15 protein-coding genes and 1 pseudogene are annotated in these 15663 nt (G+C 58.8%); 4 read left to right on the plus strand and 12 right to left on the minus strand.

Annotated features, from left to right (window positions below):
• Positions 1-251: 251 nt before the first annotated feature.
• Positions 252-1886 (minus strand): methyl-accepting chemotaxis protein, encoded by a 1635-nt coding sequence (locus AB4N73_RS08160; protein WP_423661429.1) that lies wholly within the window; start codon positions 1884-1886, stop codon positions 252-254.
• A gap of 304 nt (positions 1887-2190) precedes the next feature.
• Between AB4N73_RS08160 and AB4N73_RS08165 the strand changes: the two genes are divergently transcribed.
• Both AB4N73_RS08165 and AB4N73_RS08170 read left to right on the plus strand, forming a co-directional pair.
• A complete protein-coding gene (locus AB4N73_RS08165; protein ID WP_016774688.1) occupies positions 2191-3021 on the plus strand; it encodes an undecaprenyl-diphosphate phosphatase in 831 nt (276 codons plus the stop codon).
• Positions 3018-3446, plus strand: a complete 429-nt coding sequence (locus AB4N73_RS08170; protein WP_071172405.1) for a DUF1294 domain-containing protein — start codon at positions 3018-3020, stop codon at positions 3444-3446. Before AB4N73_RS08165 ends, AB4N73_RS08170 begins: the two co-directional genes overlap by 4 nt.
• 166 nt (positions 3447-3612) lie before the next feature.
• On the opposite strand, the gene AB4N73_RS08175 is transcribed toward AB4N73_RS08170, so the two are convergent.
• Positions 3613-3972 carry an MmcQ/YjbR family DNA-binding protein gene (locus AB4N73_RS08175; RefSeq protein ID WP_110645259.1) on the minus strand — a complete coding sequence of 120 codons (360 nt, stop codon included), beginning with the start codon at positions 3970-3972 and terminating at the stop codon, positions 3613-3615.
• On the minus strand, positions 3969-4877 hold the full coding sequence (locus AB4N73_RS08180; RefSeq protein ID WP_056785936.1) for a LysR substrate-binding domain-containing protein: 909 nt from the start codon (positions 4875-4877) through the stop codon (positions 3969-3971). Before AB4N73_RS08180 ends, AB4N73_RS08175 begins: the two co-directional genes overlap by 4 nt.
• A 126-nt stretch (positions 4878-5003) precedes the next feature.
• Between AB4N73_RS08180 and AB4N73_RS08185 the strand changes: the two genes are divergently transcribed.
• Positions 5004-5615 (plus strand): FMN-dependent NADH-azoreductase, encoded by a 612-nt coding sequence (locus tag AB4N73_RS08185; RefSeq protein WP_460143225.1) that lies wholly within the window; start codon positions 5004-5006, stop codon positions 5613-5615.
• Positions 5616-5782: 167 nt separating this feature from the next.
• Complete coding sequence (locus AB4N73_RS08190; protein WP_460143226.1) at positions 5783-6820, plus strand: alpha/beta hydrolase family protein; 1038 nt, start codon at positions 5783-5785, stop codon at positions 6818-6820.
• A gap of 57 nt (positions 6821-6877) precedes the next feature.
• Here AB4N73_RS08190 and AB4N73_RS08195 read toward each other — a convergent pair whose 3' ends face one another.
• The 9 genes and pseudogenes from AB4N73_RS08195 to AB4N73_RS08235 all read right to left on the minus strand — a co-directional run bounded on the left by AB4N73_RS08195 (position 6878) and on the right by AB4N73_RS08235 (position 15022).
• Positions 6878-8065, minus strand: coding sequence for an MFS transporter (locus tag AB4N73_RS08195; RefSeq protein ID WP_024012925.1), 1188 nt, complete (start codon positions 8063-8065; stop codon positions 6878-6880).
• 282 nt (positions 8066-8347) lie between these two features.
• Positions 8348-9934 (minus strand): ABC-F family ATPase, encoded by a 1587-nt coding sequence (locus AB4N73_RS08200; RefSeq protein WP_016774693.1) that lies wholly within the window; start codon positions 9932-9934, stop codon positions 8348-8350.
• 20 nt (positions 9935-9954) lie between these two features.
• Positions 9955-11147 (minus strand): annotated as a pseudogene (locus AB4N73_RS08205) (tyrosine-type recombinase/integrase).
• Positions 11148-11324: 177 nt separating this feature from the next.
• Positions 11325-12104, minus strand: a complete 780-nt coding sequence (locus AB4N73_RS08210; protein WP_460143227.1) for a DNA cytosine methyltransferase — start codon at positions 12102-12104, stop codon at positions 11325-11327.
• Positions 12101-12568, minus strand: a complete 468-nt coding sequence (locus AB4N73_RS08215) for a hypothetical protein (RefSeq protein WP_460143228.1) — start codon at positions 12566-12568, stop codon at positions 12101-12103. Before AB4N73_RS08215 ends, AB4N73_RS08210 begins: the two co-directional genes overlap by 4 nt.
• A complete protein-coding gene (locus AB4N73_RS08220) occupies positions 12565-12945 on the minus strand; it encodes a pyocin activator PrtN family protein (RefSeq protein ID WP_460143229.1) in 381 nt (126 codons plus the stop codon). Before AB4N73_RS08220 ends, AB4N73_RS08215 begins: the two co-directional genes overlap by 4 nt.
• 158 nt (positions 12946-13103) lie before the next feature.
• Positions 13104-13385, minus strand: a complete 282-nt coding sequence (locus AB4N73_RS08225) for a phage antirepressor KilAC domain-containing protein (protein ID WP_083368984.1) — start codon at positions 13383-13385, stop codon at positions 13104-13106.
• Positions 13386-13394: 9 nt separating this feature from the next.
• The gene (locus AB4N73_RS08230; RefSeq protein WP_460143230.1) at positions 13395-13985 is read right to left on the minus strand and encodes a hypothetical protein; all 591 of its coding nucleotides are present in this window, start codon (positions 13983-13985) and stop codon (positions 13395-13397) included.
• Positions 13986-14239: 254 nt separating this feature from the next.
• Positions 14240-15022: a S24 family peptidase gene (locus AB4N73_RS08235; RefSeq protein ID WP_460143231.1), complete on the minus strand. Its 783-nt coding sequence runs from the start codon at positions 15020-15022 to the stop codon at positions 14240-14242.
• Positions 15023-15663: the final 641 nt, after the last annotated feature.

Here is a 15663-nt window from a genome sequence, read left to right on the forward strand (position 1 = left end):
CGTTGTTTGGTCGAGGTACGCCGACCTGGAATATCGCGTCGAACGCAGATCATGAAAAGCGCAGTGATCTGCGATCAAAAGCCCCTCACCCTAACCCTCTCCCGGAGGGGAGAGGGAACTGACCGCGTTGTTTGGTCGAGGTACGCCGACCTGGAATAACGCGTCGAACGCAGATCATGAAAAGCGCAGTGATCTGCTCCCTCTCCTCGGGGAGAGGGCTGGGGTGAGGGGGGGCTCACCTCGGTGACCGGTCAGACCCGGAACTGGCGCAGCAACCCGTTGAGCTGTTCGCTCAGTTCCCCAAGCCGCAGGCTGGCTGCACTGGATTGCTCAGCCGCCAACGCGGTGCTATGGGAAAGCCCGGCCGCCTGGGTGACGTTCTGGTTGATGTCCTCAACCACTTGCGCCTGTTGCAGCGTAGCGCTGGCAATCGACGCATTGAGACCGTTGAGATTACGTAATGCCTGGCCAATCGCATTAAGGCTCGCCCCGGCCAGTCCCGCCTGTTCGATGGTCAATTGCGAGGCCTTGCTGCTGTCGCCGATCACCTTCACCGCAGCCTCCGAATGATTCTGCAAACGCTCGATCATCGACTGAATCTCCGCCGTCGATTTCTGCGTACGCTGGGCCAGCAAGCGCACCTCATCGGCGACTACGGCGAACCCGCGACCCTGTTCTCCCGCGCGCGCCGCTTCAATCGCCGCGTTCAAGGCCAGCAGGTTGGTCTGTTCGGCAATCGAACGAATCACCTCCAGCACGCTGCCAATCTGCGTACTCTCCGCCGCCAGGGTGCGGATCACTTCCACCGCCTGATCGATCGTGCCCGAGAGCTTGTCGATCTGTTGCAGGCTGCCGTCAATATTGATCTGCCCCTGTTGCGCCTGCGCTTCGGCATCGCGCATTTCTGCGGCGGCGTGTTCGGCGTTTTTCGCCACGTCCTGCACGCCGTAGGTGACTTCGTTGATCGCTGTGGCCACCAGTTCCATCTGCTGCGACTGCTGCTGGCTGCGCTGCTGCGCCTGCGAGGCATCGTTACCCAGCTCGCTGGAAGACTGGCCCAAAGCGCTGGCCGAGACCTGCAGATCACCAATCACTCGGCGCAGCTTGGCCGTGAACGCATTGAAATGATGGGCCAGTTCGGTGACTTCATCCTTGCCATGGGTATCGAGGCTGCGGGTCAGGTCGCTTTCGCCGCTGGCGATGTTGGCCATCGCATTCACGGTTTCCTGCAACGGACGGACGATGCTGCGTGCGATCAGAATCACCAGCAGCGCCATGATCAGCGCAATCGCCAGGCCGATGGCCGACGCCTTGATCATCTGCCCCTGGAATTCGGCTTGCACATCGTCGACGTACACGCCGGAGCCGATCACCCAGCCCCACGGCTCAAACAGCTTCACATAAGAAGTCTTGGCAACGGGATCAGTCGCTCCCGGCTTCGGCCAGCGATAATTGACCATGCCCGCGCCTTTTGCCTTGGCGATGGCGACCATTTCGTTGAACACCGCAAAGCCGTCCGGGTCGCGGATCGCCGAAAGGTTCTGGCCTTCGAGTTTGGGGTTGGTCGGGTGCATGACCATCACGGGCGTGAGGTCGTTGATCCAGAAGTAGTCGCTCTGGTCGTAGCGCAGGCCACGGATCGCGGTCAGCGCCTGCTTTTGCGCGGCATCCCTGGTCAGGGTGCCAGCGGTCTCAAGACCTTGGTAATAGGTGAGCAGGCCACTGGCGGTCTGCACCACGTGCTGGGTTTTCTGCGCCTTGGCGTGGTAGAGGTCGTCATGGATCTGCTTGAGCATCAGCACGCCCAAGGTCAGCAACATGACCACCGCCACGATCAAGATGAGCCACAAGCGTCGGCTGATCGACACACTGCGCAAGCTGTTCATAACGCTGTCACTCCGGATTCTTGTTCTTGTAATAAACGATCGCCAGCATCCAGCCACCGCTGTGGGCTCGCGATTGCGCGACTTGAGCCGCCTAACGCGGGGAGCGCTATTAAGGCTTGTCTGTTAGGATTTCGGCCCCGCGCGCGAAAACCTGAATCCGGTTTTGATATTTCACGGAATTTTTACCGTTTCGTGTGGATCCTGTGCGCGCGCAATCGCTACAGCTTTTACCGGCTACGCTGGACGCAGTGAACGAAAAAATACTATCGGGGCATGCCCGCGTGCATCGCTCTTTGGGGGATTGATGGATCTTTGGACCGCCTTGCAGGCACTGATTCTAGGAGTTGTAGAAGGGCTGACGGAGTTTTTGCCCATTTCGAGCACCGGACACCAGATCATCGTCGCCGATTTGCTGAACTTCGGCGGCGAACGGGCCATGGCGTTCAACATCATCATCCAGCTCGGCGCGATCCTCGCGGTGGTCTGGGAGTTTCGGCGCAAGATCCTCGACGTGGTGATCGGCCTGCCGACCCAGCCGAGCGCACGACGTTTCACCGCCAACCTGCTGATCGCCTTCCTGCCGGCCGTAGTGCTCGGCGTAATTTTTGCCGATCTGATCCACGAATACCTGTTCAACCCGATTACCGTCGCGGCAGCGCTGGTCATCGGCGGGATCATCATGTTGTGGGCCGAACAGCGCCAGCATGAAGTGCATGCGGAAACCGTCGACGAGATTCGCTGGACCGACGCGCTGAAAATCGGCTTCGCGCAATGCCTGGCGATGATTCCCGGCACCTCGCGTTCTGGCTCGACGATTATTGGCGGCTTGCTGTTCGGCCTGTCGCGCAAGACGGCCACCGAGTTCTCGTTCTTCCTCGCCATGCCAACCATGGTCGGTGCGGCGGTGTATTCGGGTTACAAATACCGCGACCTGTTCGTGCCGGCGGATTTCCCGGTGTTCGCCATTGGTTTTGTCACGGCGTTCATCTTCGCCATGATCGCTGTACGCGGCCTGCTCAAGTTCATTGGCAGCCACAGCTACGCAGCGTTTGCCTGGTACCGGATTGCGTTCGGCCTGTTCATTCTGGCCACCTGGCAGTTCGGCTGGGTGGACTGGTCGGCGGCCAAAGCATGAATGATTCGCGCACGCGCCGCCCTGAGGGGCGACCTTCTGGCGGGCGCGTTCAGCATCTGAAATTGAAGCTTGTGGTGCTGCTGATCGTCTGCGCGCTGCCGCTGTTCGGCTCGCTGTCGATGTGGCTCAGCGGCATCTCGCGGGTGCCGTTGGCGGCGTACGGGATTGTCAGTGTGCTGGCGTTCTTTCTGTACTGGGCCGACAAACGCAAAGCCCGCGCCGATGCCTGGCGCACCCCGGAAAATATCCTGCATGCGGTCGAACTGGCGGGCGGCTGGCCGGGAGCGTTGATTGCGCAGCAGGTGTTTCGGCACAAAACGCGCAAGGTGTCGTTTCAGATTCTGTTCTGGGCGATCGTGTTGCTGCATCAGGTGTTCTGGATTGACCAGATTTTCCTCGGTTCCAACCTGTTGTCTTTGATCTAAAGAACACACTTACCCCTGTAGGAGCTGCCGAAGGCTGCGATCTTTTGGGACGCAGAGCGTCCCCGGCTGCATTCCCACGCAGAGCGTGGGAACGATCAATCCTCGCTGATGAGTCGCCTGACAAACCGCCTTCGCGAGCAGGCTCGCTCCCACAGGATTTGCGTGCTTACAAAAGCAGGCCGATTTGGGTTTTCTTAGGCAACTTGCCCACCACCAGTTGATGCGATCGCTGCAACAAACCCTGTAATTCCTCGGCACCCAGCGGGTAGGGCGGGTGCATGATGATCCACTGCGCCCGCGCCAGATACGGCGCCGGATGAATCCCCGGGCGGTCGCAATGGCCGAGAAACAGATCCTTGTCGACCTTGAACGCCAGCGAATCTCCTCGCAGCCCCTGCAAGGCAAACATCTTGTTGCCGGCAATCGAGAACACCCGCACGCCGCCCCATTTGTAATCTTCCCGCGCGCCGGGCAGAGCCAGACAAAACTCGGCGACCTCGGCTTCGCTCATTCTTCCTTGTTTCATAGAAATCTGTCCCCGCATGCATTGAACGATTCGACCAAGTGATCGATCCATGCGCGCACCGCTGGCATTACCCCGCGCCTGTGCGGGTACACCGCTTGCAGCCAGCCGCCAGGCAATGACCATTGCGGCAGCACTTGCACCAGTGTGCCGTTACGCAATTCGGTTTCGCAGAACATCATCGGCAGCACGGTAAAGCCCTGACCGGCGAGCACGCAGGCCTTGCGCACCACGAAGTCATCAATGCCCAGCCGCGCTTCCATGCTCAGATCGACGCTCTTGCCTTGCTGATCGAGCAGACGGACGTGAACCATGCGGTCGGCTTCCAGCGCGCCGAGTACCGGCAGGTTTTTCAGGTCCTGCGGATGAGTGATCGTCTTGCCTTGCATGAACGCCGGGCTGGCGATCACCACTGCTTGCGCCTGCCGCAAGCGCCGGGTGACCAGCAACGGGTCTTCATCGCCGTGATCGCGCACACGCAAGGCGACATCGATGCCTTCGGTGACCAGATCGACCCGGCGGTTGAGCAGGACGACCTCCAGCTGCACCTGAGGAAACTTGCCGAGGAAATCGCTGATCACCGTCGGCAGCATTTCATGGGCAAGCCCGGTCGGGCACGACACCCGCAAGCGTCCGCGAGGCTCGCTGGACATGCTCGCCACGGCCTCGTCAGCCATTTCCGCTTCCAGCAGCATCGCCTGGCAGTGGCGCAAATAGCGTTCGCCCACGGCAGTGAGGCTCAGTTGGCGAGTGGTGCGTTGCAGCAGACGTGCACCGAGGCGCTCTTCCAGCTCGGCAATTCTTCTCGAAAGCCGTGACTTGGGAATACCGAGCAAGCGCCCGGCGGCGGCAAAACCGCCGGCTTCGACCACTTTGGCGAAATAGTAGAGATCGTTGAGGTCCTGCATGCGCGTTTCCAGTCGTTCTATCAATGGGACGAACTATCGCATTGTCGGCGACTAATCAGCTATTGGTTTGTTGCGTAGGATTGTCTCCATTCCGTCGCCGCCGGCGATTCTTTCAGGAGAACCCACATGAAACTGTTGCACATCGATTCGAGCATTCTCGGCGACAACTCGGCTTCCCGTCAGTTGAGCCGTCAAGTCGTCGACGCCTGGCAAGCCGCCGAGCCGAGCGCCGTGGTCACCTACCGCGACCTGGCGGCCGATGCGATCAGCCACTTCTCGTCGACCACGCTGGTTGCCGCCGGCACCACCGCCGAACTGCGCGACGCTGCGCAACAGCACGAAGCCGAGCTGAGCGCTTCGACCCTGGCCGAATTCATCGCCGCCGACGCCGTGGTGATTGCCGCGCCGATGTACAACTTCACCGTGCCGACCCAGCTCAAAGCGTGGATCGACCGCGTCGCCGTCGCCGGCCAGACGTTCCGCTACACCGAAGCCGGCCCTGAAGGCCTGTGCGGCGGCAAGAAAGTGGTGATCGTGTCGACTTCGGGTGGCATTCATGCCGGTCAGGCCAGCGGCATCGCTCACGAAGAGTATCTGAAGCTGGTACTGGACTTCCTCGGCATCACCGATATCGAAATCGTCCGCGCTGAAGGTCTGGCCTATGGCGAAGAAGTGCGCAACAACGCCATGAGCGCTGCGCAGGCAAAGATCAGCGAGCAACTGTTCGCCGCCGCGTAAGGCTTGCGTAAAGAACAGCGTCTGTTCAGGCAATCCCCGAAAAACTCTGTATTCTGGTTCCGCAAGGGCTGAATACGGAGTTTTTTGTTTCTGGCTGTTACATAATCTGGCCCGGGTTATGCAGTTTCAGCACATCCGACGATGTGGTCCGACAGGGTGGGGCATTCATGAGGCATCTTTGTGCAATGTTGCTGATTTGCCTGCTGGGCAGCCTGAATTCAGTGCAGGCCGCGCCGGGGCGGCACCCTGTCTGGAGCGTCGGTTATCACGAGATGACCTTTCTCGACCCGCTCGATCTGCAACCGATGCGCGCCATCGCTTTTTACCCGTCCAGTGACCGTGAGCATATGAGTTTGCTTGAGGGCTATTCGGTCGAGGCTGGAGAAGACACCAAAGTTGCCATCGGCCGCTTTCCCATGTTGATGCTCTCCCATGGCAATACCGGCACGCCGCTGGCCTTGCATGATCTGGCCACTTCGCTGGCGCGCAAGGGGTTTGTCGTGGTGGCGGTGATTCATCCCGGCGACAACTGGCGCGACCATAGCCGACTTGGCACGTTGAGCAATCTCTACGGCCGGCCAATCCAGATTTCCCAAGCGATCACCGCGACCCTCGGCGACAGCATGCTGGCGCCGTACGTCAACGCTGAACAGGTCGGTGTGATCGGTTATTCGGCTGGAGGCGAGACCGCGCTGATTCTCTCAGGGGCGCAACCGGATCTGGATCGTCTGCGCCGCTATTGCCAGGAACGTCCGGACGATCACGACGCCTGCAACACCCAGGGCGAGCTGATTGTTGATCGCGATGACTTGCAGCCAGTGGCCGATCCACGGGTTCACGCGTTATTGCTGATGGCACCGCTGAGCCTGAAGTTCGGCCGCCACACCCTTGCCGATGTGCACGTACCGGTGCTGCTCTACAGCGGCGACGGCGACAAACTGGTGGCCTTCGATAAAAACGCTGCGGCCCTGGCGCGCAAACTGCCCACCGCGCCGGACTTCAAACTGCTCGCCGGAGCAGGGCACTTCGTGTTCATGGCGCCGTGCACCGAAGAGCAGATCCGCGCCATGCCGGCGTTGTGTACCGATGCCGACGGGGTGGATCGCGAGGATATACACCGCAACCTGATCTCCGAGGCCGGACGGTTTTTTGCCCAGGCACTGGGTAAATCGAGCAGGGCGGGGATGCAGACGGCGGATCAATAACTTCATCGCCGCCACCAATTCCTGTAGGAGCTGACGAGTGCAAGGGGATCGGTGGTTTCAGGAGGTAGCGCGACGCTTGAGCAACAAGGTCAGGCCCAGCCCGGTCACCGACAACAACGCCGCGCTGAAGAAAATCCACGAATAGCCCAGATTCAACGCCACCGCGCCCATCAACGGTCCCGCGATCGCCAGTGCCAGATCGAAGAACACTGCATAAGCCCCCAACCCTGAACCACGGCTGGAACTCGGCACCTGTTTGATCGCTTCCACCCCGAGCGCCGGGTACACCAACGACAGCCCAAATCCCGCCAGTCCTGCGCCAATCAACGCATACGCAGTGGAGGGCGCCAGCCACAACATCACCAGCCCGACAGTTTCAACCGACATGCAAACGATGGCTGAGGCAAACCCGCCAAAGCGGGCGATGGCCGAGATAAACAGCAACCGCGAGAGAATGAAGCACACGCCAAACACGGTCAGGCAGTACGCCGCGCCGGTCCAGCCTCGGTTGAGGTAATAAAGAGTGATGAAGGTGGTCAGGGTGCCGTAGCCGATCGAGGCCAGCGTCAGGCTGGTGCCGTACGGCGCAATCTTGCCGAACACGGCCCAGAACGAAAGGCGCTCGCCACGAATCACCGGCACCGAAGGTTTGTTGCGGATCAACCACAGCGCACCTGCCGCCAACGCCGATAGCGCGAGGCCAAGGCTGACAAAACCATATTCGGCAACCATAACCACGCCCAGAGGCGCACCAATGGCGATCGCGCCGTAAGAGGCGATGCCGTTCCAGCCGATGGATTTTGCCGTGTGCTCGACACCGACCTGGCCCATGCACCAACTGATGGTGCCGACACCGATCAGGCCTTGGGCAATGCCAAGCAGCAGGCGCCCGGCGATCAGGATCAACAGGCTGGTCAGCGGAAAACTTTGCAGCAAGGTCGACAGCAACGTCAGCGCGCCACTGAGAACAATCCCCCACAAGCCATAAATGATCGCCCGCTTGGTGCCGAGGGTGTCCGACATGCGCCCGGCCATTGGCCGGCTGAGCAGGGTGGCCAGATACTGCGAACCGATCACCAGGCCGGCAATGATCGCGCTGAAACCCAGTTGCTCATGGACGTAACCGGGCAATACCGCGATCGGCAACCCGATACAGAGAAAGGCAATGAAGGTATAGAAAACGATGGAGACGATCTGCAGGGTGATCGCCAGGGAGCTTTGCGGTGGCAGTGGCTGCGCAGACATGAGCACTCGTTCGCGGGCGGCGGTGGGAGAGTTGCCGACATCATGGCGCGGGGCTGGGATAAAAGAAAGCAGGCTAACTACTTTCCCTTGGGATTGATGGGGCTGCTGACGGCCCATTCGCGAGCAGGCTCGCTCCCACATTTGAAATGCATTCCCCTGTGGGAGCGAGCCTGCTCGCGAATATCTGCGCACCCACAACTCCCAAACGCCGAATGCAAAAAGCCCCGTCACAGGGACAGGGCTTTTAACTTGGAGCTTGCAGCTTGAAACTAAAAGCTGCTCTTAAAAAACGACGCCCTGGCTACGCAGGTAGTCGTCATAAGTGCCGCTGAAGTCGGTCACGCCGTTCGGGCTCAGCTCGATGATGCGCGTGGCCAGGGACGATACAAACTCACGGTCGTGACTGACGAAGATCAACGTGCCCGGGTAGTTTTCCAGCGCCAGGTTCAGCGCCTCGATCGATTCCATGTCCAAGTGGTTGGTCGGTTCGTCCATGATCAGCACGTTCGGCTTTTGCAGGATCAGCTTGCCGAACAGCATGCGACCTTGCTCACCACCGGAGATGACCTTGACCGACTTGAGGATCTCGTCGTTGGAGAACAGCATCCGGCCCAAAGTACCGCGAATCATCTGCTCGCCCTGGGTCCACTGACCCATCCAGTCGAACAGGGTGACGTCGTCTTCGAAGTCGTGAGCGTGGTCCTGAGCGTAGTAGCCCAGTTCAGCGGCGTCAGTCCATTTCACGCTACCGGCATCCGGGGTCAGTTCGTTGACCAGGGTGCGCAGCAGGGTGGTCTTGCCGATACCGTTCGGGCCGATGATCGCAACGCGCTCGCCGGCTTCAACCTGGAAGCTGAAGTCCTTGAACAATGGCTTGCCATCGAAACCCTTGGCCATTTTCTCGACCATGACCGCCTGACGGTGCAGCTTCTTGTTCTGCTCGAAACGAATGAACGGGCTGACGCGGCTGGAAGGCTTGACCTCGGCCAGCTGGATCTTGTCGATCGCCTTGGCGCGGGAGGTGGCCTGCTTGGCTTTCGAGGCGTTGGCCGAGAAGCGGCTGACGAACGATTGCAGCTCGGAGATCTGCGCTTTCTTCTTGGCGTTGTCCGACAGCAGTTGCTCGCGGGACTGGGTCGCCACGGTCATGTATTCGTCGTAGTTGCCCGGGAACAGGCGCAGCTCGCCGTAATCCAGGTCAGCCATGTGCGTGCACACGCTGTTCAGGAAGTGACGGTCGTGGGAGATGATGATCATCAGGCTGTTGCGCTGGGTGAGGATGTTTTCCAGCCAGCGAATGGTGTTGATGTCCAGATGGTTGGTCGGTTCGTCGAGCAACAGCACTTCCGGATCGGAGAACAGTGCCTGCGCCAGCAACACGCGCAGTTTCCAGCCTGGCGAGACTTCGCTCATCGGGCCGAAATGCTGTTCCAGCGGAATGCCCAGACCCAGCAACAATTCGCCGGCACGGGATTCGGCGGTGTAGCCGTCCATCTCGGCGAACTCGGTTTCCAGCTCGGCAACGGCCATGCCGTCTTCTTCGGACATTTCAGCCAGCGAGTAGATGCGATCGCGCTCGGCCTTGACCTTCCACAGCTCTTCGTGACCCATGATCACGGTGTCGATCACGGTGAATTCTTCGTAGGCGAACTGATCCTGGCGCAGCTTACCCAGACGCACGTTCGGCTCGAGCATGACCTGGCCACCGGACGGATCGAGATCGCCGCCGAGGATTTTCATGAAGGTCGACTTGCCGCAACCGTTGGCACCGATCAGACCGTAGCGATTGCCTGCGCCGAATTTGACCGAAACGTTTTCGAACAGCGGCTTGGCGCCAAACTGCATCGTGATGTTAGCTGTGGAGATCAATTACCTTACCTATCAATGGTTTAGAGCTGGTCTTTTTTGCCTGATACCGATTTGATACCAATCTGGAGCTTTTCCAGCTCCCCCAGTCTGAGCTTGAGTTGAGCCAACGCGCATACGTCGTCAGCAACATTTGGACGCTGTGGCCAAGTTGCTGAGCGATGAATGCGGGGTTCATGTTGGACATTAAGCATATTGTCGCATAAGTATGACGGCAGTTGTACGGCGGCCGATAAGGCATCGCTAGCGCCTTCAGAGCTGGCCTCCATTGTTTGTGCAGGTCCGAGGTCTGTTTGATGTACTCGCTGTTCTTCGAAGGCGGGAACACGTAAGGCGTGGTTTTGATCTTGCCGATGCCATTTGCGCGACGCTCTGCGTATTGACGGGCGAACTCGAGGGCGTGGAGGGCTCGTTCATTCAGCAGAACAAAGCGGTCCTTGCCGGTCTTGGTTCGCTCCTCGACGAGGCCAAGAGCCACGGTGCGGCAGACATGAACCTGGCGTTTCACCAAGTCGACCGCATCCCAGCGCAGCGCCGCGACTTCCGACAGTCGCAGCCCGGTGAAGAATGCGAACTCAAAGAACGCGGCGTAGATCCCGCTCGGCCAGTGTGTTGTCTGATACAGGTGGGCAATGATGCTGTTGGCTTCGTCTAGGGAGAATGGGCTGATCTCCTTTCGCGATCGCTTGGGGCGGTCTATTGTCGTTGCCGGGTTCTTCTTGATCAGATCTTCAGCGACTGCCGCCTCCAAAATCGTCGAGAGTTTGACCAGAGCGTTACGCCGAACACCAGGCGATGTCCACTCCGTGGCCGCAATAACGCGGCGTAGGAGTGCGGGAGTGATTTGATCGAGGCGTATCAGTGCCAGTGGCGGAATCCAGTACAGGTTGAGCGCGCCTTTGTAGTTCTTGCGCGTGCCGGTAGTAATAACCCGACCATCTAGCCAAAGCTGGGCGTACTCGTGAAACGTCGGAATGCTGTTTAGCAGAACGACCGAGCCGGGGAACAGCTCGGCGTACTTGGTATCATCCAAGAGGCCGAGCTTGATCAGGCTTCTTACTTGATCGCGTAGTTGGGATGCAGCTTTAATACCTTTCGGCGTCGCGGGGTAAGGGAGCGTTTCGCATCTTCGGGCGCCATTCCAAGTAAAACGAATCCGGAGGGATTTGCGGAAGATTTCCACTCCACTGGGCAAATCCATTGTGATTCTTGCCATTCTTCATACCTTTTTCTGCTGTACATAATGCGGTTCCCCTGCTTATTCCAGACACCTTCAGGTATCTGTTTGCGTGCGCGACGAGTCGCAAGAGCCCTAAAGGAGATGCCCAAGATATGGGCCATAGCCTCTTCAGAAACCTTATCAACGTCGGGATGAGGCACCGTTTCCAACGTGCTATTTGTCATAAAATTTGCCCTCGCTTATGCGTGTACGGAGCGCTTCGAATGCGCTTGCTGCCACGACTGGAACCTGTCCGTTGCCAATGGCCTTAAGTCGGTCCACCCGATGGGCCATCCCATTAGCCACTCGGCCCATTCCGGGTTCAGATGACCACCATCCAATGCCATCACGGCGTGATCCAGACGATCTTTCGAGCGGTCGGCCCCGGATCGGCGAGTCAGTGCGGCGGGGGAGGATCCCTTTGCCATGCTCGCCACCGGTGTTGGCCATCGTCTGACGTGTGTCCTCTGCGATGAGCCAGATCCGGTCTCGCTGATGAGGGGCGCCGAGGTCAGCCGCTCCGATAACACCCCATCGCGTGTCATACCCCATTTCGGCAAGGTCACCGAGCACCACGGCAAGTCCTCTTCCCACAAGCAATGGTGAGTTCTCCAGGTCGACGTAGCGCGGTCGTACCTCATCGGTAATTCGTGCCATCTGCCGCCACAGTCCGGAGCGGGCGCCGGCGATACCGAGGCCGTTGCCTGCGACCGAGATGTCCTGACAAGGAAATCCTCCCGAAACCACGTCAACAAGGCCTCGCCAAGGGCGTCCGTCAAAACTGCACACGTCAGACCAAATCGGGAAAGGCGGGAGCAGTCCATCGGTTTGTCGTTGCGCCAGTATTTGTGCGGCGTAGGCATCACGCTCAACGGCGCAGACGGTGCGCCAGCCGAGGAGGTTTCCGCCGAGTATTCCGCCACCAGCGCCTGCGAAAAGAGCCAGCTCATTCACGCAGCCTCCACAGTGACTTTCTCGGCGCTGGCGAGTGGTTTTCCGGCCAGGCTGTCTTCGATTTCTGACTGCGGTTGCGCAGTCATTGCAAGCACCTGTTCGCGCAGGGACCAAGCATCAAGCTCGAGTTTCTTGCCAGTACGAAAGGCGCTGAAGGTCTCAGCGGCGATCCGCAGCAGCTCGCCGATGGCGATCAGCGTCTGGTGCTCGGCCGGGCCGAACAGCTGACCTGCTTCAAGTCGTTTGCAGGTGTGTGCCAGACGCGTGTGATCGGCCCGGATGAACTGCAGGGAGGCTTGAAGCTCGCGGATGGTTTTGGCACTCGCGGCGCGCTGGATGTCTTCACCCTCGCGCAGACCTGTCTCCAGACCATCACTGCGGCCCATGATGTAACCGCCCCAAAGCAACAGGGCGGCCAGAACTATCAGGATGACGAGTGCACCGATTTGTATTGGGGTCATCATGTGGTGTGCTCCTGGAATTGTCGTTGGCCGGTGGTGACGGCCGTCAGTGGTGTGGGGGCAACACGGCATTGGCCGTCCTGCTGTCGCTGCATGTCTTCATCAGCCTTGTAGGCGCGGATGTCGATCAGCGAGGCGACGTGGCGGATGTGCGCGTACTTCAAGGCCTTGCGGCTGGTGTCCAGCGTGGTGATCGGAAGCTGGATTCGGCCGCTGTTGATCTCCGTCACGAACGACTGTTCGTTGAGATTGCGAAAGTACTGCTCGCGGACTTTTTCCAGCGGGATCAGGACGTCACCGAAGATTCGATAGAGCAGTTCAACGGTGGCCGACTCGGGCGCCGGATGCAGTCGAAGCGGATTCTGTGCAGCGTTACTCATGGCCTTTTCGAGCCTCCTTGCGTTGTTGTCGTGCCGGGTGGTTCCAAGCGTTCAGGCAGTGGCGTTTAGTCAGCTCGCGCAGATGTTCGGGCACTTCGAGGAGCGCGGCGTTGCGCTCCTCGCGTGTGCGCATAGAAACGATCTGGCGGGCGTACTCCCTAGGCCACGTCACGGCGATCTGCCGGAATGGCAGGAAGATCGATGTCCAGCTGCTCGGCCAGCCAGCGGATGCCGGCTTGCATGACGCGTGTCGACTGGCTGTACTGCATTCCGCATTTTTCGTCATACCAAGGGCTGTCCTTGATCCGCAGGTACGCTTTGTCGCGCTTCGGGTCCGCCGGCAGGTTTCCCTTGAGCAAACCTTTTTCCCGCATGAGAGCGATTAGTTTGGGGCGAGTGAGGCCGAGTTGAGCGGCTGCTTGGGCAAGGGTGCGTTCCATTGCGTCCCCTCATGCCGCGTGCGCAGCAGGAGTGGCTGCTGCAGCAAGGTGGTTGATGGACTCAATGAGCCTTGCGTAGATCTCGGCATCGGGGTCGTACAAGGTGAAGCAGCGTGTATGCGGACTCTTGTTGCCGATGCTCAAGATGGCGGTGACGCCGCGGCGCGTATGAGTGCGATGCAGAGCCACATGCAGGGGAAGTTCAAAACCCATGTCGAGGCTCAGCACGCCGCCGGTGTGCACCAGTTCGAACACGCGCTGCTTGTCCTGGACATCAAAACGGCCGTATTGACGATCGGCATGCGGGAGATGCGCCAAGTCGCTGGAGTTGCGCGCGTCGAACGGACCGTTGGCAATCTCTTCAATAAAGTCGGCCAGTTTGAGGTGCATTTTCTTGTCGTTTGGCAGGGTCAGCGTGTGGCGTTCGCTGCCCAGCTCCACGACAAAAGTGCTTTCCACTGCGCCGCGCTCAGCCTTGAGACGGAATGCCAGGCATTCACGCTTCGGGGCTGTGCGCAGGACGTGGTTGAAGGTCTCGGTCAGGTTGACCTGGGCGTTGAGCAACTGCAGGGTGCGGTTGTCGATTTTGTACTTGATCATGCCGCGTGCCCTCCACCGTTCGGATCGATAGGAGAGGGCTGGCAGGACTTGGCAACAAGCTTGGGTTTGCTGTTATGAATGACGACCAGACAGCCCGTGGCGAGCTGTAGCTGTTCGATCAGTTTGCGATTGCTGACGCATGCAGGATGGACATGTAGGGATGCGGTGGCGCGCATGGTGATGCCTCACTGTGGTTGGAGAGTGAGGCAAGTAAACAATTTGTTTGGTTTTTGGTCAACACATTTTGTTTGGTGTCAGATCAGAGAGGGGCCTTTCAATGGACGTATTGATGACCACCAAAATATGCGGCCAAGAATTACCACCCGTTGAGCCATGATCTGATCGAAGTCATAGTCTTCGTCAGCGTATTCCTGTGAATTGAAGCTCCTCATCTTGATGCCGTTGGCAGTACGTTGAAGAAACTTAATCCGAAAATGCCCGTCGTGGTCGATTGCGTACATTTCGCCGTCAACGATTCGCGTCATTCCCGTATCAATGCCGACTGTCGCTCCCGAAAGAATCAGTGGGTGATTACTGTTCCCGCTGTTGGTGGCAAATACAGCGTTTGAGGGATCTACTCCGCAAGTCCTCATCGTAGCTCGTGAAAAACGAAGCTTAGGCCCAGCGATCTCCTGAACCTCTGTACGCGCAACCTTTCCAGGTCCAGAGGATAACTCCACTTCCTTGTACAACCTTAGCTCCACCTCGTCATTGTCTATTGGTGTTTCTGAGTCCCAAGGAGCCATTGGCTCCAGCACGTAAAGCGGCGAATCGTTAGCAGCCGGGCGTAACGGGTTTCGCTCAGTGCTCTTGGTCCGCATTGGTACATCTTTCCCTTCTAGCCACTCGCGCTCCACGACAAGTGTCAGCGCAACTTCGCCGACCATGTACGCGGGGACGCCCCTAGCTTTCCAGTTCGTGATGTTCTGGTCGTTCTCGAGATCGAGAATTCGAGCGAGCTGGGCCCCCGTCAATCCGGAGTCTTCGAGCGCTTCACGGAAGCGTTGGCCTTTGAGGTTTTGCGTGTGTTTACTCATAAACAGAATGTTACAGCGCTTGCATTCAGATGATAACAAACGTATTGTTTGGTCTTGCCGTTCAAATTGTTTGGTATGGATAACGTCATGAGTACACCTGCTCAGATATTTGATTTAGTACTGCAGGTTGCTGAGGCCTCCGGCAAAAGCCCTTCCCAGCTTTCGCGAGAGTGCAAAATCAGCCCTCAGAGATTCTTTAATTGGCGTCGGCGAGGTATTCCAGTCGCACAGGTTCGACATCTATCGAAAGCACTTTCTGGAGTGCTGCTACCTCATCAGCTTAGGCCGGATTTACCCGAGATATTCCCAGCCGAATCCGACGCTGAAATACAAGCTGCATAGAAAAAAGGCGACCCAAGGGTCGCCCAGTTCCTCCCGACAGCATCACCACAATGCTATCGGGTCGCGATGTCAGCAGGCGAGCACACCACATGCCGCCGACTTTCATCGCGTGTCCAAGGCTCGGAAGCCTTGGTGTTGCTGCCGTTCTTACCACAGAGCTGGCAGCTGTTGCGCCAGGGGTGAACAACGGATTGTTCGCTCCGGCACGGTGCCGGTGTTGGTCTTAGGAACCTAGCCGGCTTTGGGCCTCTCCAGACCACGCGGCAAATGTATCACCAACTTCTGTCGCGCGGCACTGG

The sequence above is a fragment of the Pseudomonas sp. S3_B08 genome, assembly GCF_054667725.1.

Excerpts from the sequence above, each read along its gene's own strand:
- AB4N73_RS08160 (WP_423661429.1), bottom strand. The coding sequence starts at position 1,886 with ATGAACAGCTTGCGCAGTGTGTCGATCAGCCGACGCTTGTGGCTCATC.
- AB4N73_RS08165 (WP_016774688.1), top strand. The coding sequence starts at position 2,191 with ATGGATCTTTGGACCGCCTTGCAGGCACTGATTCTAGGAGTTGTAGAA.
- AB4N73_RS08170 (WP_071172405.1), top strand. The coding sequence starts at position 3,018 with ATGAATGATTCGCGCACGCGCCGCCCTGAGGGGCGACCTTCTGGCGGG.
- AB4N73_RS08175 (WP_110645259.1), bottom strand. The coding sequence starts at position 3,972 with ATGAAACAAGGAAGAATGAGCGAAGCCGAGGTCGCCGAGTTTTGTCTG.
- AB4N73_RS08180 (WP_056785936.1), bottom strand. The coding sequence starts at position 4,877 with ATGCAGGACCTCAACGATCTCTACTATTTCGCCAAAGTGGTCGAAGCC.
- AB4N73_RS08185 (WP_460143225.1), top strand. The coding sequence starts at position 5,004 with ATGAAACTGTTGCACATCGATTCGAGCATTCTCGGCGACAACTCGGCT.
- AB4N73_RS08190 (WP_460143226.1), top strand. The coding sequence starts at position 5,783 with ATGAGGCATCTTTGTGCAATGTTGCTGATTTGCCTGCTGGGCAGCCTG.
- AB4N73_RS08195 (WP_024012925.1), bottom strand. The coding sequence starts at position 8,065 with ATGTCTGCGCAGCCACTGCCACCGCAAAGCTCCCTGGCGATCACCCTG.
- AB4N73_RS08215 (WP_460143228.1), bottom strand. The coding sequence starts at position 12,568 with ATGATGACCCCAATACAAATCGGTGCACTCGTCATCCTGATAGTTCTG.
- AB4N73_RS08220 (WP_460143229.1), bottom strand. The coding sequence starts at position 12,945 with ATGAGTAACGCTGCACAGAATCCGCTTCGACTGCATCCGGCGCCCGAG.
- AB4N73_RS08225 (WP_083368984.1), bottom strand. The coding sequence starts at position 13,385 with ATGGAACGCACCCTTGCCCAAGCAGCCGCTCAACTCGGCCTCACTCGC.
- AB4N73_RS08230 (WP_460143230.1), bottom strand. The coding sequence starts at position 13,985 with ATGATCAAGTACAAAATCGACAACCGCACCCTGCAGTTGCTCAACGCC.
- AB4N73_RS08235 (WP_460143231.1), bottom strand. The coding sequence starts at position 15,022 with ATGAGTAAACACACGCAAAACCTCAAAGGCCAACGCTTCCGTGAAGCG.